Here is a 16,788-nt window from a genome sequence, read left to right as displayed (position 1 = left end):
GCAGGGGCCTGACGCCAGCAATGAACTGGCGAGCGCTGTCATCTGCGCCGAGTTTGGCTGCACGGCGCAGAAAGCGCACCCACAGAAACCAGCGCGCCTCGGACCATGCGCGAAAGCGGGACTGATAGTTTTTCCAGGTGCGCAGCTAGCAGTCGAGCATTGTTTCGGCCGTAGTGGCACGGGTGGGCGGTGCGGCCCTTTATACCGATCTTGTCGAGGTGAACCCGCCGCTGAATTTCTACTTCACCCTGCCCGCCATCTGGCTTGCCGATCTGCTGTCGATCGGTGACGGGAATGGCCAGTATCTGCTGCTCTCGCTGCTCTTTTTTGCCAGCCTGCTCTGGTGCCGCGCCATCATCCGGGCCGGGTTTGCCCTTTCGCCCTGGCGCGGCCTCTTCCTGCTGCTGGCCCTGGCGGCGGCAATGACCTTGCCGGCGCTAAGAGAATTCGGCCAGCGCGAGCATCTCCTGATCCTGCTGGTCATGCCCTGGCTGCTTCTCCAGGCCGCAGAAAAGCCCGCAAGCCGCCGACAGGAGATCGCCGCAGCGGTGGTCGCAGGTCTCGGCATCTGCCTCAAGCCGCATTTTGTGCTGATCCCGCTTGCCATCACGCTGGTTCAGATGGGGCGGCAGCATGCGTTGCGCCCGGTTTTCTCGGCCGCGAACCTCACCTTCCTGACGGTGGGCCTCACCTATGTGTCCTTTGTCGCGGTGATACATCCCGCCTATCTGACCACGATCGTGCCGATGGCCCGCGATATTTACGGCAGCTATGGGGCGCCGCTGTCGACAATTCTCTCCCGCGCCGGAACAGCGATAGTGCTTTTGCTGATGCTCTGTGTCCTGACTGCCGCAACACGCTATGGCAGGACGGGCGGGCAAGGTGCAGCGGGCGCCAGTCTGTTCATCGCCGCTGCGGTGGCGGCGTTGGCGATCTATCTGCTGCAAGGCACGGGGTTTCGCTATCACCTGATCCCGCTGAAATCCTTTACACTCGCTGCGGCGGCCTTGCTTCTGGTCAGCGCCCGCAAGATCAATCCGGTCGTTATCGGGGTGCTTTTCATCTTTCTGAAACCCTGGACTGATGCAGTCAGGGAAGGCTTCTATGCCAATGGCGCAGCATCGCAACTCATCCATATGGCCAGGGATCTCGGGCCGACCGACAGCCTGATGGTCTTTACCCCGCATGTGTATCTGGGGCCCGGACCAGCTCTGGCTCTTGAGGCGCAATGGGTCAGCCATTATCCGGCAAACTGGCTGGTTCCCGGAGCTGTCAACCGGCTTTCCCACACCGATTGCGATGCGGAGCCTGCCCTTTGCGCGCGTCTCAACGGATATATCGCGCGAAACCGTGCCGACAATATCGCCGATATGCGTCGCGTGCCCCCCGATCTGATCGTTTTCGACCGGCAGTCAGGCTATTTTGACAAACTTGGCTTCTCCTGGCCCGATTTTATGGCGCAGGATCCGGCATGGGCAGAGATCATCGCAGACTACAGGCAGGTCAGGGTGACAGATCGCGCAATCTATCTGCGCCGGACGGCCAGCCCCTGACGGTCAAGCCTCCCATTGCAATGGGGGAATGGGAAGACAGCAGGTGAAGCTTTATCCATGGGTGACCCCCTTCTCGCCGTGGGAAAGGGAGTGCCTCAGATCCTCGCAATGGCGCTCTTCCACGATCCGGTGGAGCACCAGGTCCATGGCCGGATCATTGGCATGAACACCCCTGGCCTCCAGCCAGGCCCGGGCCAGCTGCAGCTGCTCAAGTGCATTGGGGGTGATCCGTTCCAGCACCTTCGCGTTGCCGCGATGCAGATCGCGGAGTTCGCCCGACGTCAGGCGGTCATTAACCTGCTCGACAAACCGCTGCCGCGCCGCATCAGAGGTCAGATCGACCTTGCCATCGGCCGCCTGTCGCAAGGCGGATGCAAGCTGGGGCGCTGTCACATCCAGATTGCGGCGTTCCCTTCGGCCCTCCACATTGTCAGTCGAAACCTGATGTGTGGAAGGCTCCGGGACGCGCGCGCCCTCTTCCCTTTCCGGCCCTTCCCTCTCCACATCCTCGACGGCGCGAATGACGCGGGCCTCGGTCAATATATCCCCCAACTTGCAATGGACGAACTCAAGTCGATCCATCGCCTGATCGCGCTGCGCCCTGTCTCGCAGATCAAGCTGTTCCTCCTTTGCAATGGCCCGAAGATCCTGCGCCAGCCATTGCTGCTCCAGCGCGGCATTGCTCGCGCCCTCGCGCATCCGCGCCAGAACCGCCTCGCTGTCGATGCCGGCTCCCCGCACAGCTTCAGAAATAAGCACTTTCAGGCCTGGATCATCGAGCTGATCCCGGCGCGCTTCCACCCGGTTCGGTGTGGCATAGATCCCGTCCCGGGATGCCGGTTCATGCAATGTGTCGGAGCGATCCCCGAGGGGGCGCAGATGCGAAACCTCGCGCAGCACATCGGTCAGCTTGCGCTCGATCACCGGGCGTTCGGTCGCAGAGGCATGCCCGATCAGCCCTTCGATCTGACGGATGTTCTGCGAGAACCGGTCGATCAGGGCATCAAAATCATGCACGTCTTCACTCATATACAACACTCCGTCTGACTCGATACGATCACCCCGGGCCAGAACTTCCCCTGCCCGGGTCAGGGCGTCCGCCACATCATGGAAATTCGAGCGTGAGGCCTCGGCTGCGAGACCGCGATAAATCGCGGCGTTTCGCGCGACCTCAACCACGGCACGATCAAGATCGGCCCCCGTGCGGGGCCGCTCGGCCGCCGCCCTGCCCTCTGCCTGCGCTTTGCGGATCTCGACATCGCTGGCGGCGCGGGTGAGCACGCCGCGGTCCAGCCGCCGCGTGGCCTCGAGGCGCAATCCGCGACGTTCGGCGGCCTCGACCATGGCTTCGCGGAAAACATCGTAACTGAAGTGATGATCCTTCCCGAGGAAGAACATCTCGCCATCCTTGCTGCGGCGGTTCAGCACGATATGGGCATGGGGATGCGCGCGGTCCTCATGGATCGCCGCGATGTAATCGAACTGCGCGCCGTCCCCCTCGAAGAAGCGCTCGCAGATCTCGCGGGTGATCTCCTGCGCCTCAGAGGAGCGGGTCCCGATGGGAAAGGCCATCAGGAGGTGCGCGGTATGGCCCAACTTCGGCACATGTCGCTCGTTCCACTGGTTCTCGAAGCGCCGCGCCACCCGCTCGATCTCGCCGGGCGAGAGCAGCCTTTTGCCGTCATGCGTGCCGCGAGAATCGAGGATGCAGCTCGATTTCGTGGTGAGATAGGACAGCTGGGCGCGCAGCTGCGCACCGGTATGGCAACCGCCCTGCCGGATCGCCTTGAAGATAGCTGGGGAATGGCCGCGCGCCGCGCGGATCATCTGTGCCCGTTCGCCCAGGCCCCCGGAGGCAGAGCCCGAGACCTTGCTCCAGCCGCGATCAAAAAGCGCCGGGTTCACCGCCCTCACGGCATCAGCGCGAGCCATTGCGCGCCTCCCGGATCAGGGGCGCCAGCGCCTTGTCTACCTCCAGCCTGAGGGCCGCCCGCCGGTTGCGGCTCATCTCCTGGACCTGATCGGCGATGGTGAATATCAGCCCGGCCAATGCCTTGATCTCAGCCTTCTCCGACCCGGTCAGGACCGCCTGCTCGCCCCGAACACGCCCCTCGTTCAGGCGCCGGGCGATCTGGTTGATGTTGTTGCCGACCCGGTTCATCGCCGCGCCAAAGCTGCGCAGTTCCTCTGTCATGTGCTCATCCGGGGCGAGGAAGCCACCTGCGGACATCACCAGAGAGCGCAAAGCGTCAGTGCGATGTACGATACCTCGCGCCGATAGCTCCGCATCGAACCTGCGCAGTTCAGACCCGCTGAGCCTCAGACCGATCACCCGCTCCCGCCTGCCGTTCGAAATGCCCCGTCCCCGGGCATGGTGCACCGCATTGTAGACCGCCTTCAGGCTGACCCCGAACTGCTGCGCCAGATCGGCCGCGGACACGCCTTCGGACCGCTCTCTGGCGATCCTCAGACGCTCCTCTTCGGTCATGCGGCGGGCCGGGGACATTTTGAAGTTAACGCTCCTATTTCTTGCCAGGATCGTACAAGCCCGCCGACTCCCAGCACAAGTGGAGTCGGACCTATGGGATTGTACTCATTATAAAAACCGCCCCATAGGGGCGGTTTCACGTTGTCTGCGCACTGCATCACGCTCTCTGCGTTCTGGATCCTGTTTTATGGAAGATGCACCCTGTCCAATGCGCTCTGCGTCACGTCTTCGGGCATCTGCATCACGCCCCATGCGACCTGTGGTCTGCGGAATGGAAAGTGCCGGAAGGGAAAAGGGATCTGTCATCTGTCCATTGCACCACTTCATCTGGAGGATGCAGGTTGCGCGCCGCTTTCTGCTTTACCGGTGACGTCCCCGGGTCAGTCGTTCCGCCAGGGTCATTCAAGGGCTGTGCATCTGGCCCTGGACCCGATGCTCACAGATCTGAGCGGTACAGATGCAGGGCTCCCGGCCGCGCGAAACCTTCGCCCGCCGGGCAGTCCGGGACCCGACGAACCCGATATTCTGGTGTAACGCGGCAAAGCCCTCGCACCTGCGTCAGCGCCAGCCGGGCGACCTCAGGCGCAGCGAAACCACGGTGCCACCGGGGGAGAGGCTCTCCCGGTGGCACAGGTTTCAGCGGGCCAGCAGGGCCTCAATCACGCGGTCAGCGGCCTCTTCAGCCGTGAGCGAGACAGTGTCGACCACCAGATGCGGCGCCTCGGGGGGCTCATAGGGGCTGTCGATGCCGGTGAAGTTCTTCAGCTGACCCGAGCGGGCCTTTTTATAAAGACCCTTCACATCGCGCGCCTCTGCGACATCCAGCGGCGTATTGACGAAGACCTCGATGAACTCGCCTTCCGCCATCAGGTCGCGCACCATCTGCCGCTCGGCCCGGAAGGGCGAGATGAAGGCCGTCAGCACGATCAGCCCGGCATCGGTCATCAGCTTTGCCACCTCCCCCACCCGGCGGATGTTTTCCACCCGGTCGGCATCGGTAAAGCCCAGATCGCGGTTCAGCCCGTGGCGGACATTGTCCCCATCCAGAAGGAAAGTATGATGTCCAAGCGTATGCAGCTTCTTCTCAACGAGGTTTGCGATGGTCGATTTCCCGGAGCCCGAAAGCCCGGTGAACCAGACGACGGCCGGGCGCTGCCCCTTGAGAGCGGCATGGGCCTCGCGGTTGATGTCGACGGCCTGCCAGTGGATGTTCTGGCTGCGGCGCAGCGCGAAATGGATCAGCCCGGCGGCCACGGTCGCATTGGTCATCCGGTCGATCAGGATGAACCCGCCGAGATCGGGGGTCTTCGCATAGGCCTCGAACGGGATCGCGCGGTCGGTCGAGATATTCACCACCCCGATCGCATTCAACGCCAGCGTTTTTGACGCCAGATGCTCCAGCGTATTGACGTTGACCTCATATTTCGGCTCGGTGACGGTCGCGGTGACGGTCTGGGTGCCGATCTTCAGAAGATAGGGGCGGCCCGGCAGCATTTCGGCCTCTGCCATCCAGATCAGCGTGGCCTCGAACTGGTCGGCGACCTCGCAGGGCTGGTCTGCCACTGTGATGACATCGCCGCGCGAGCAGTCGACCTCATCATTCAGCGTGAGCGTGACAGACTGGCCCGCAACGGCCCGGGGCAGGTCGCCGTCGAGCGTCACAATCGCCTTGACGGTCGAGGTGCGGCCCGATGGCAGGATCCGCACCGCATCGCCCGGCGCGATGCTGCCGGTCGCGATCTGGCCGGCAAAGCCGCGGAAATCGAGGTTCGGGCGGTTCACCCATTGCACCGGCAGGCGGAAGGGCGCGTCCTGCAGGCGGGTGTCGTTAAGCGGCGCGCTTTCCAGATGCCGGATCAGCGTCGGCCCCTGATACCAGGACATATGCGCAGATCTCGTGACGATATTATCGCCCATCAGCCCCGAAATCGGAATCGCGAGAAAATCCTCCATCCCGATCTGTTTCGCGAATTGCGAATATTCGCTGACGATCTGATCAAAGCGTTCGGCGCTGTAGCCGACCAGATCCATCTTATTGACCGCCAGCACGATGTTTTTGATGCCCAGCAGGTTCACCAGATAGGAATGGCGCCGCGTCTGGGTCAGAACGCCCTGGCGCGCATCGATCAGGATCACGGCGAGATCCGCGGTCGAGGCGCCGGTGACCATATTTCGGGTATATTGTTCATGGCCGGGCGTGTCCGCGACGATGAACTTGCGCTTTTCCGTGGCAAAGAAACGGTAGGCCACGTCAATCGTGATGCCCTGCTCGCGCTCAGCCGCCAGCCCATCGACCAGCAGAGCGAAATCAATCGCACCGCCTTGCGTGCCGACCGATTTGCTGTCCTGTTCAAGGCTGGCCAGCTGATCCTCAAAGATCATCTTGCTGTCGTAAAGCAACCGCCCGATCAGGGTCGATTTCCCGTCATCGACCGAGCCGCAGGTGATGAAACGCAGCATGGTCTTATGCTGATGCGCGATCAGATAGGCGTCGATATCCTCGGCGATCAGCCGGTCTGCCTCATAGGCGTGATCCTGCAGTTCCGACATCAGAAATAGCCCTCCTGCTTTTTCTTCTCCATCGAGGCGGCCTGGTCATGATCAATGGCGCGGCCCTGGCGTTCCGATGTGGTGGTCAGCAGCATTTCCTGGATCACCTGCGGCAGGGTTCTGGCCTCGGATTCCACCGCACCGGTCAGCGGGTAGCAGCCAAGGGTGCGGAAGCGCACGGATTTCAGTTCAGGCACTTCGCCGGGGTTCAGCCGGAAACGGTCATCATCAACCATGATCAGAAGGCCGTTCCGTTCCACCACCGGGCGCGGCTCTGAAAAGTAGAGCGGCACGATTTCAATGCCTTCAAGATGGATATATTGCCAGATGTCGAGCTCGGTCCAGTTCGAGATCGGGAAGGCGCGGATGCTTTCGCCCGGGGCTTTCCTGGTGTTGTAAAGCTTCCACAGCTCCGGGCGCTGGTTCTTCGGATCCCAGCGATGGCTGGCCGAGCGGAAGGAAAAGACCCGCTCTTTCGCACGCGATTTTTCCTCATCGCGCCGCGCGCCGCCAAAGGCCACGTCAAAGCCGAATTTGGTCAGCGCCTGTTTCAGACCATCGGTCTTCCACATATCGGTATGCAGGCCGCCGTGGTCGAAAGGATTGATGCCTTTCTCCAGGGCCTCGGGATTTTGATAGACGATCAGATCCATGCCCGCCGCTTTGGCCGCGCGGTCGCGCAGCTCATACATGGCGCGGAATTTCCAGGTCGTATCGACATGCAGCAGCGGAAAAGGCGGCGGGGCCGGGTAAAAGGCTTTTTTCGCCAGATGCAGCATCACGGCGGAATCTTTCCCCACCGAATACAGCATAACCGGGCGGTCGGCATTCGCGACCACCTCGCGCATGATATGGATGCTTTCGGCCTCAAGCCGCTGAAGATGGGTCAGCGTGGTTTTTGCGGTCATTGCCCTGCCATAGCGCTCAGGAAAATTTTTCCCCTGATGCCATATCCACCGGGCAAAGCGAAGGCATGGGCGGGGCAAAGCCAGGGCGCGACTGCATTAAGGCCGGAAAATCCGGCGGGCGGCCAAATCCCGGAACGCAGTTTCATCAGCCCCCCCCGCGGCACGAAAACCCGCCCGCGGCGAGGGGGGAAGCCGGAATGGGATGTGTCGCACGCCCCAGAACCATTCCCCACAAGGCGTCTCTTTGCCCGGGAGATGCCTCAGGCAGAGAGAGGACTGCGCTCAGTCGGCGCCAAAAAGATCGCGGGTAAAGACCTTTTCTGCCACATCTTCCAGATCCGGGGTCTGGCGGTTGGTGACGATCATATCGGAGGCCGCTTTGAACGCCTCCAGATCGCGGATCACCTGACTGCCGAAGAACTGTTCATCGGCCAGGGCGGGCTCATAGACCACGACCTCGATCCCCTTGGCCTTGATCCGCTTCATGATGCCCTGGATCGAGCTTTGGCGGAAATTGTCTGACCCCGCCTTCATCACCAGCCGGTAGATGCCCACCACTCCGGGCCGTTTCGCAATGATCTGATCGGCCAGGAAATCCTTGCGCGTGCGATTGGCATCAACTACCGCGGCGATCAGGTTCTGCGGCACATTCGCGTAATTCGCCAGCAGCTGTTTGGTGTCTTTCGGCAGGCAATAGCCGCCATAGCCGAAAGAGGGGTTGTTGTAATGGCTTCCGATCCGCGGATCGAGACCGATCCCCTCTATCACCTGGCGGCTGTCCATCCCGCGCAGCATGGCATAGCTGTCGAGTTCGTTGAAGAAAGCCACCCGCAGGGCGAGGTAGGTATTGGCGAAAAGCTTGATCGCCTCAGCCTCATCGGGGTCCGTGAAAAGGACGGGCGCATCTTTCTCAATCGCCCCCTCGACCAGCAGCGCGGCAAAGCCCTCGGCCCGGGGCGACCGCTCGCCCACAATGATACGCGAGGGATGCAGGTTGTCATAAAGCGCCCGGCCCTCGCGCAGGAATTCGGGGCTGAAGATCACCTGCTTCGTCTCCAGCTCTTCGCGGATGCGGCGGATATAGCCCACCGGGATTGTCGATTTGACGACGATGGTGGCTGTGCTGTTCACCGCCATGACCGCGCGGATCACCGCCTCGATGCTGCTGGTGTCGAAACGGTCGGTTTGGGTATCGTAATTGGTGGGCGTGGCCACCACGACATAATCGGCCCCCTGGTAGGCCTCCGCCGCCTCCAGCGTGGCCGTCAGTGTCAGCGCGCGATTGGCGAGGAACTCTTCAATATCGGCATCGACGATGGGCGAACGGCCGGCATTCACCAGCGCCACACGTTCGGGCGAAATATCGACCGCGACAACCTCGTGATGCTGGGCCAGCAGCACCGCATTGGAGAGGCCCACATAGCCAAGCCCGGCAACGGCGATTTTCATAAAAAGTATCCTTTGGTGTTCACACGCCGGACAATCCTCCCGACCGGACAGAGGATCCGGCGGAAAAAGAAGGCGCGGCGGAGGTCATGCAGACATGTTCGGGTTCAATGCGGAAGGGGCAGGGCAAACAGCCTGAAACGGAAGCAAAGCACGTTACCCGGAGGTTTCGGGCAGGTTTCCGGCGCGGTCAAGGGGGTGCGCCCGGAGCCCTGGCCCTTCGCCAGGATGATCAGGGGTATGGCCCTGCCTGATGATGTTTTGATGACCCTTCTGCATATTCTCTGAGCGGGGGACATGAGCTGCCAAACTCTGCCGCCCTCCCTCAGCTGCCCCCGTTCAGAAGCCACTTCTCCAGCCGGTCGCGAAAGACCGGGTCGACGCCCGGCCCGGAAAGCGTCAGGGTCGGATGGGCGGGACCGCCTTTCACCGCAAGATAGACACCTGGACGCAGTTCCACCGCGGCTGACGACGGGGCGACGGGGGGCTCTTTCGGCGCACTTTTTGCCACGTCTTCCCCCTGACCCTTGGCAGGCGCCAAATGTTTCGCGCGCGAAACATTTGCCTCCACTTCGGCGACAAAGCTGTGCAACCGCAGGATCTCTTCGGCGGCATCAGGCGAGGGATCCCGGCGAAGATCCTGCAAAAACGTCTCTAACATGGCGGAATCATCCGCTTCTATCGCCTTTTCAAGCGCGAGGCCCAGCCGTTCCGGGATCGCCCGCGCAAAGCGCAGCACCGCATCCATTCGGTGCCAGATCACCAGGAAGGACCCGATCTTAGAGCGCCGGGCCCGGCTGGCATTGGCAAAAAGCCTTTGCAGAGCCTGTTTTTCCGTTTCGAACACCCCAAGTTCCACCGCACGCCCGGCAATCCGCGCCCGCTCGTAATAGGAAAGGCCGGCGCGGATCTCGTTTTCCTCGACCATCGCGATATAGGCATCGGCGGCGGTTTCAGGTTTGCGCACCAGCGCCAGCACATGGTCAAAACGGTCATTTCCGCTGGCACAGAGCCTTTTCAGCGCCGTCAGCCGCCGCCAGCCCGAGATCAGCCCATAGCGCCCGGGGGCGATCTCGCTGACCTCGACCGGGTTGCGCTGGCCATGTTCGGCAATCGACGAGATCAGGCCTTCCAGTTCCTCTTCATCAAGGTCGATCCGGTCGCGCACCAGATGATCCGCCTCGATCCCGGCCAGGGGCAGGCGCAACACAAGCCGTCCCTCGGCGCGGGCCCGGCTCATGGCTTCTGAAATCTCGCTCAGCGCCGCCTCGGCAGCCGATTCCGCCGCCACCCGCGCAATGGGAGGAGGCGCGCCAAAACTGCCTGCCCCCGGCGGCGGCAAGGCGGCCTTCACTTCGGGCGCCACGCCTTCAGAAACGTCACTGACATGGCTGTTTTCGTCTGTTTCCGGCGCAATTATTGCCGGGCCAAGCCGCTTGCGTCTGGCCATATCAGCCCCCTCTCAGCAAATGTTTCGCGCGCGAAACATATCCCTCATTCCCCGGCAGAAGCCGCCCGCTCATCGCGGCGCCAGATGCCATAAAGCAGCCGCTTGAATTCGGCCCAGGTGGTGTCAAAGGTCTCGCGGCCCCGGATATAGGTCTCACGGTTGAAGTCGCGGTAATCGGCTTCATAGATGCCATTGACCTGTTCGCCCGCCTGGCCGATCAGCGCGGTGAATTCCTGGCGCTGCGGGCTCATGGCGCCGCCAAGCCAGGTCTGCATGAAAGACGCCATCTCGGCCTGCTGCGCGCCGTCATAGCGGGTGATCACCGCACGCACCGCATCCCATTCAAAGGCCAGCTCCTCGCGCCCCAGGGCGCGGGCGGCGATGTTCTCCCCCTCCTCGATCGAGGCGAAGGTGGAATGGAGCATGTCGAAAAACCGCCCCGTGGAGTCGAATTCAAGAAAAGAGGCCCCGGTCGGCACCAAGAGCATATCCGCCGCCGCAAGGCCATTGATCGTCAGATAGCCAAGCGCCGGCGGCGTATCGAGGAAGATCAGATCATAGTCCTCCAGCAGCCCGCTTTCCGCGAATGTATCGGTCAGCGCATCCCAGAGCTTCCAGCCGCGCGACTGCATCCGCCAGACCGGGATCTGGAACTCGGCCCAGTAAAGATTCAGCTGGGCGCCGATCAGATCGATATTCGGCCAATGGGTCTTTTGCACCACGCTGCGCGGTTCGGTCTTCAGGGCTTCCGACAGGGTGGCATCCAGCGCCAGCGGCGCGTCACCGCGTTCGACCCGGGCCCGGTTGTCGTTTTGCAGATGACGGGCATAGTGGCGCGCGATCAGCGGAAAGGCGGTGCCCCATTCATCGGCAACCTTACCCCCGAAGATCGAGGTCATCGAGCCCTGGGCATCGAGATCGACCACCAGAACCTTGTAGCCATCCAGCGCCGCCGACATCGCAAGATGGGCGCAGGTCGAGGTCTTGCCGACGCCGCCCTTGAAATTTGCCACCGCGACAATCTTGGCCGGCAGACCCTGCGGGCGGTAGGGCTGATAGTCGCGGTTCTTCGCGCCTTCAGCCGCGAACCAGACGCGCAGCCGCAGCACCTCGTCCAGGGTGAACCATTTGGCACCGCCTTCGGTCTCGGAGCGGCCCTGGGGCAGATCGGGATTGCCCTTCAGCACCCGGCGGAAATGCCCCTGGGCCACGGGGATCAGATAGCGGGTAATTTCCCAGGTCGAGAAGAGGCGCAGGGACTTTCGCCCCTCCTCACCGAGGCCGCGCGTGGCCAGCTCATCGCGCCCGCGGGCCGCCAGACCTGCGATCCGCGACAGCTCGGCGGTGCCAACAGAGGGGCCAAGGCGCTGCAGCTCCTGATCGGGCGAGATGTTGAAATAGGGGGGCTGGGCGGGATCCGCCTCGCGGCTCGATTCGCGGGCCATTGCTGCCTCATGTGCGTGTTTTTTGGCAGCATACAGCAAAACATGCAACATGGAAGTAAAGAGCGCACATCTTCCGCATATCCCTATATTTCATAGTAAAATCAAATGGATACTTCGGTATCAGAGGTCTGGATCCTGGATGCGGCTCCAGACCCTGTCCGAATCTTTCTCAGTTAGTATCATGTTATTATAATAGTTAAGGCACGTGAGACTGATATTTATCTCATTGATATTGAATGAAATATCCGGATCTGAAAAGCTCCTGCCGACTCTGAAACCACGACAGGGTGACTCTGATCCCACGTTCAGGTGACTCTGATCCCACGATCCTGCCGGAGGTTTTTCCTCGCCAAACCCGAGGCCTGTGGATAAGTTAAGCGTCAATGAAACCACGAAGCGCGAAGCGGCCTCCAGAGGCCCCGGCAAAGGCTCTAGCGCTTCGCGGATAACCCATGTCAGCACCGCAAAGGGCGGCAGGCAGAGCGGGCGTCAGGCCCGCCATATGAGACCCCGGCAGCGGGGCTGAGGCGAGAGAGGCAGGCGGATGACAGGTCCGGGATATGGGGCGGGGGCTCTCCCCGTGCAGGGCGCCACATGGCTGCCTGACCGCCGCGCAGAGGCGGGTTTTTTCATTTGCGATCTGTTCGATGTGCTGCCCAAAGACGATATGGCCAGCATGGAACATCCGATCTTCTCGCTCTCGACGCGGCCCGACCGGCGCATCCTGAGCTATGAGAGGAACGGGTCAGAGATCACCGTGGTGCCCTCGGTCAAGGGGCTTGCGACGCTCTTTGACAAAGACATTCTGATCTATTGTATCAGCCAGCTGATGGCGGCGCTGAATGCCGGGCGCGAGATCAGCCGGCATTTGCGGCTGACCGCCCATGACCTGCTGGTCGCGACCAATCGCGAGACGAGCGGAGACGGCTATGCCCGGCTGCGTGAGGCTTTTGAGCGGCTGGCGGGCACCCGCATCACCACCAATATCGCGACCGGCGAGGGGCCGGAGGTCACCACCGGTTTCGGTCTGATCGAAACCTGGCAGATCGTGCGCGCGACCAAAGGCGGGCGCATGGTGCAGGTGGCGGTGACGCTGTCGGAATGGCTCTTCCGGGCGGTGTTGTCGAAATCGGTGCTGACGCTGTCGCGCGATTATTTCCGGCTCAGGAAACCGCTGGAACGGCGGATCTATGAGCTCTCGCGCAAGCATTGCGGGCGGCAGCCGGAATGGCGGGTCTCGATGGCGGTGCTGGCGCAGAAATCGGGCTCGGCCAGCCCGCTGAGGGTGTTTCGAAAGATGATGCGCGACATGATCGCGAGCGATCCTCTGCCCGATTACAGCCTCGCCGAGGAGGCGGGCGATATCCTGCTGGTGACGCGGCGCGACCTCGTGGTGCTGCCCGGGAGCGGGCCGGTCCTGAAAGAGGCCACGCTCAGCACGGCGCGGGCGCTGATGCCCGGCTGGGACATCTACGCGCTGGAGGCGGAATGGCGCGATATGTGGGCGCGCTCCGGCCGGCCGAGGCTGCGCTCGGCCGATGCGGCGTTTCTGGGCTGGCTGAAGAAGCGGTCGTCCCAAAACTAGCAGGCTTGATTGTTTTGACCTGCAAAATGAATGTGATGCAGGAATAGTGCTTGACTCCGTCTGCTTCCTTGAGTGTGTTTACCCAACCTCTGGCAAGCCGAAATGCCTGATCCATAAAATGAAATGCTATACCCAATTCAACGTATTCTCACGATCACAATGAAGAGAACCTAACCTGCATTATGCCGCCTTGACGGAAGCGGCCTAGTGTGGGTTTCCACTGTCTAGTGAGTATGCTCTGAAAATTATGGATGGATCTCGTTGGGGGATCACGAAGCGAGAAGCCAAAGGTATAGATACGATGATACGCGCGTGTGAACATCAAAGCCAAGAGACCTACGATATCCCACTTGAGCGTGACACCGTGGTGTTCAAAATTATGGTCGATATAGCCGTTCCGAAGCACATGTTCCCTTCATTTCATGAGGTCGGGGGTAGAGACTGCAACTTCGATATGTTTGGGTTGGACTGATGCCTCGCTGGCAGGATCTGTCCCTCTTTCAAGTTCCACCTGCGTTTCGTGGCCGTTCGGAATTTACTGTACAGATATGGTGGTTGGTGCAGGCGACGCTCGTACGGATGTCACCTCAGCCATTTTACGGCTGGCGGGTATTTTGGCTCCGGGCCTTCGGTGCCAAAATCGGAAAAAATGTGAAAATTCGACCTTCCGCTAGGATCACATACCCTTGGAAGGTCGAAATTGGTAGTAATAGCTGGCTTGGTGACCGAGCAGAACTCTATAGCCTCGATACTATCAAAATCGGGGAGAATGTCTGCATTTCTCAAGACTGCTATATTTGCACGGGTTCACACGACATGTTGTCGATCAATTTTAGATACAACTGTCTACCAATCATGATCGAAGATGAAGTTTGGATTGCTTCAGGATCGTTCATCATGCCCGGGGTGCAGATTGGAGCTGGATCGGTCGTTGCAGCACGTTCACTCGTGGTAAAATCCATTGGAAGCGCAGAGGTATATGCTGGACAACCTGCTCGAAAACTACGGGATAGGTGACAATCTTCAGTGCGTCCCGGTAGGGTTTAATCGGATGGGAAGGGTCTGGTACGCTAATAAGGCAAGCCACTGTTCACGTACACTTTCAAAAGAAAATTTCTTTTCTGCAAAGGCCATGCCATTTGCAGCTATCCCATTGCAAAAAACCTCATTTTCGATGAGCTGAGACAATCCAGTCATCAGCTCGCCTGATGTGAGTGCGATGATTGCTTCCTGTGAGCCAACATCAATACCTTCGAAGGCGACATTGGTTCCCACGCAAGCTAGGCCAAGCGCCATACACTGGATCGTGCGATTTTTTAATCCGGTTCCGATGCTGTCTAGCAGCACTCCGATGTCGAACTGAAGTGCAAAATCCCGGAAATCCTCCACCCAAGCTACATACTCGACGAAGCCACGCAAATCGTCAGGTAGAGCAAGACAGCGCTCGGTTCGGCCCAAGATCGTTATGTGGCAGCGATTCTGTAGAGGTTGTCCTCGTAGTCCCGCTATAAACTGCTCTAGTGCTGACACCATGTGTGGTTGACGTAGGTCTAATGGCACCAAGACTCGCGGTAGTCTGTTGTCTCGAGATCGCGGTGCGGTTACCCCGTCTATGAAGCCCTTGGGCAAGGTGACGGGTACGGAGGCTAGGTCTCTGAAACCATTCTGTTTGAGATAGTGCTTGTCGCTGGTCGAGACTACGTTCACGCAATGCCCCGAGCGCCGGATACCAGACTCGAGATGGCGTGCCATGGCGATCTTTAACTTTACGCCGAATTGTACGCCATTGCCTGATGAAAGCATCCTTTGACTGCGAAGGGATTGAGGATCGACCAAATTGATAAGCGCAGGTCGAGTCAGCCGCAAACCGAGTGCCGCAGCGAATGCTCCCTCGCAATAGACCGCATCCCAGGTCGGCGAGTCTGCCTCTGCAATGGCACGAGATGCTCCCCGAAAGGTGCGGTAGAGCGGTGTGGTAGCAAGGAATCCAGCTGCTAGGGTGGGCAGTGGCATGCGGATGATTTTGACGGGAGCTGCAGGGCCTACAATATCGCGCAGCTGAATCTCAGACACGCTGCTCGGATCTTTGCAGAACACTGTCACCGCGAGCTCGCACCCGCCCGACCGCAACATCTGCAGTAGTTCAATAGATTGGGCGTGTAATCCCTCGCGTGCAGGCAAAGTAATATCAGAGAAGATTGCGCAAACTTGCATCAATCGTGTCCTCTCAATGCTGTGGCTATCCCTGCCGCCATCGCTTCACAACTGTAGCTATTTCGACAGATCTCGACAATCTCCGGCCCACGATGCTGCCATTCAGTTTGCTCCGTGCTTATCCGAGAGAGGACTCTTGCCAGATCCACGGCATCGTCGGTCCGGAAGAAGACAGAATTAAAACCGTCGTGGGCAGCCTCGATCTCGGGGCTGTGGGGCTCGTCCCGTGATATTACCATAGGCACACCGAAGGAGTGGCTTTGAATAATAGATAGTCCGACAAAGCCAGGAGAGACGCTACACAATGCACGGGCATACGATGCGCGGATATAATCAAGATCTGTGATGTGACCGGAGAAGTAAACCCTAGCCTCGAGTCCGAGGTCCCTTACTCTCTGCTCAAGCGTAGCACGATTTGGCCCATCACCAATGATATGGAGAAATACCCCTGATTGCATACGGGAAAGTAACGCGAATCCCTCAAGCAGAATGTTAGGTTTTTTTGTATCTACCAGCCTGCCGACATAGAGAATGTCAGTGCGTGCACTTGTCGGGTCAAAGATCATCTCGGCAGCTGGAATCAGTGCATTTGGCGCAACAAATAGTTGTTTCTCAGGGTGAATTTTTCGGAGTTCGGCCAAATCTGTGCCGGTATAGCAGAGCAGGCCGTCAGCGAGGCTACGCATCATGTGACGCAGCTTTTCAGATCTCGACGTTCGGCCTCCGCGTGAAAAAGCATGTCCCCAAAGCACTGTGCGTCGTCCTAAAAGTCGGCGCAGCAGCAATAGCCCCCAAACATGTAATACCCGTGGATTGAGGTCGAGGATCAGGTTTTCACAACGAAGCAGCCGGGCAAATGGAGCAGACTGATACAGGATGTCCTTGGGTAGATAATGGTTTTTAACCGTTGAAAACTCAAGATCCGCTGGGCTCAATACCCGAATGCTGGGGTCATATGGTTTAGTTCCTGCAAGCAGATCAAGCTCTTGACCGAGCAACTTTCGTAACGCTATCATCGTATTAAGTCGGTAATCTCCTAGTGAGGCCAGCAGCATAGTGTATTTGACGGGGGTTAGCATCTACTCACCGCTTGTTGAAGGTATGAAGTCCGCGACCTTTGGTACGTTTGCGAATTCGAAAGTGTAGCCA

12 protein-coding genes are annotated in these 16,788 nt (G+C 59.9%); 3 read left to right on the top strand and 9 right to left on the bottom strand.

Features of this window, described 5'->3' with window-relative positions; genetic code table 11:
- Positions 1-182: 182 nt before the first annotated feature.
- A complete protein-coding gene (locus AC4FS3_RS26180; RefSeq protein WP_491022952.1) occupies positions 183-1,553 on the top strand; it encodes a hypothetical protein in 1,371 nt (456 codons plus the stop codon).
- A gap of 51 nt (positions 1,554-1,604) precedes the next feature.
- Here the strand turns inward: AC4FS3_RS26180 and AC4FS3_RS26175 are convergent, their stop codons facing one another.
- The 7 genes from AC4FS3_RS26175 to AC4FS3_RS26145 form a co-directional block, all read right to left on the bottom strand.
- Positions 1,605-3,485 (bottom strand): relaxase/mobilization nuclease domain-containing protein, encoded by a 1,881-nt coding sequence (locus AC4FS3_RS26175; RefSeq protein WP_491022951.1) that lies wholly within the window; start codon positions 3,483-3,485, stop codon positions 1,605-1,607.
- On the bottom strand, positions 3,472-4,059 hold the full coding sequence (locus AC4FS3_RS26170) for a helix-turn-helix domain-containing protein (protein WP_491022950.1): 588 nt from the start codon (positions 4,057-4,059) through the stop codon (positions 3,472-3,474). Before AC4FS3_RS26170 ends, AC4FS3_RS26175 begins: the two co-directional genes overlap by 14 nt.
- A gap of 618 nt (positions 4,060-4,677) precedes the next feature.
- Positions 4,678-6,591: a sulfate adenylyltransferase subunit CysN gene (gene cysN, locus AC4FS3_RS26165; protein WP_491022949.1), complete on the bottom strand. Its 1,914-nt coding sequence runs from the start codon at positions 6,589-6,591 to the stop codon at positions 4,678-4,680.
- Positions 6,591-7,499 (bottom strand): sulfate adenylyltransferase subunit CysD, encoded by a 909-nt coding sequence (gene cysD / locus AC4FS3_RS26160; RefSeq protein WP_283180221.1) that lies wholly within the window; start codon positions 7,497-7,499, stop codon positions 6,591-6,593. Before cysD ends, cysN begins: the two co-directional genes overlap by 1 nt.
- 282 nt (positions 7,500-7,781) lie before the next feature.
- Entirely contained in the window at positions 7,782-8,948 is a 1,167-nt protein-coding gene (locus AC4FS3_RS26155) for a nucleotide sugar dehydrogenase (RefSeq protein ID WP_283180220.1), read from the bottom strand.
- 322 nt (positions 8,949-9,270) lie between these two features.
- A complete protein-coding gene (locus AC4FS3_RS26150; RefSeq protein ID WP_491022948.1) occupies positions 9,271-10,395 on the bottom strand; it encodes a ParB/RepB/Spo0J family partition protein in 1,125 nt (374 codons plus the stop codon).
- A 44-nt stretch (positions 10,396-10,439) separates the two neighbouring features.
- Positions 10,440-11,840, bottom strand: a complete 1,401-nt coding sequence (locus AC4FS3_RS26145) for an AAA family ATPase (RefSeq protein WP_491022947.1) — start codon at positions 11,838-11,840, stop codon at positions 10,440-10,442.
- A 544-nt stretch (positions 11,841-12,384) separates the two neighbouring features.
- Between AC4FS3_RS26145 and AC4FS3_RS26140 the strand changes: the two genes are divergently transcribed.
- Entirely contained in the window at positions 12,385-13,425 is a 1,041-nt protein-coding gene (locus tag AC4FS3_RS26140; RefSeq protein ID WP_491022946.1) for a replication initiator protein A, read from the top strand.
- A 471-nt stretch (positions 13,426-13,896) separates the two neighbouring features.
- The gene (locus AC4FS3_RS26135; protein WP_491022945.1) at positions 13,897-14,442 is read left to right on the top strand and encodes a WcaF family extracellular polysaccharide biosynthesis acetyltransferase; all 546 of its coding nucleotides are present in this window, start codon (positions 13,897-13,899) and stop codon (positions 14,440-14,442) included.
- Between the two features lie 6 nt (positions 14,443-14,448).
- Here the strand turns inward: AC4FS3_RS26135 and AC4FS3_RS26130 are convergent, their stop codons facing one another.
- Both AC4FS3_RS26130 and AC4FS3_RS26125 read right to left on the bottom strand, forming a co-directional pair.
- A complete protein-coding gene (locus tag AC4FS3_RS26130) occupies positions 14,449-15,639 on the bottom strand; it encodes a glycosyltransferase family protein (protein WP_491022944.1) in 1,191 nt (396 codons plus the stop codon).
- On the bottom strand, positions 15,639-16,718 hold the full coding sequence (locus tag AC4FS3_RS26125) for a glycosyltransferase (RefSeq protein WP_491022943.1): 1,080 nt from the start codon (positions 16,716-16,718) through the stop codon (positions 15,639-15,641). The genes AC4FS3_RS26130 and AC4FS3_RS26125 overlap by 1 nt, the downstream gene beginning before the upstream one ends.
- Between the last annotated feature and the right edge of the window lie 70 nt (positions 16,719-16,788).

Source organism: Pseudogemmobacter sp. TB195 (genome assembly GCF_058313095.1).
This window is presented reverse-complemented; position numbering and strand designations above follow the sequence as displayed.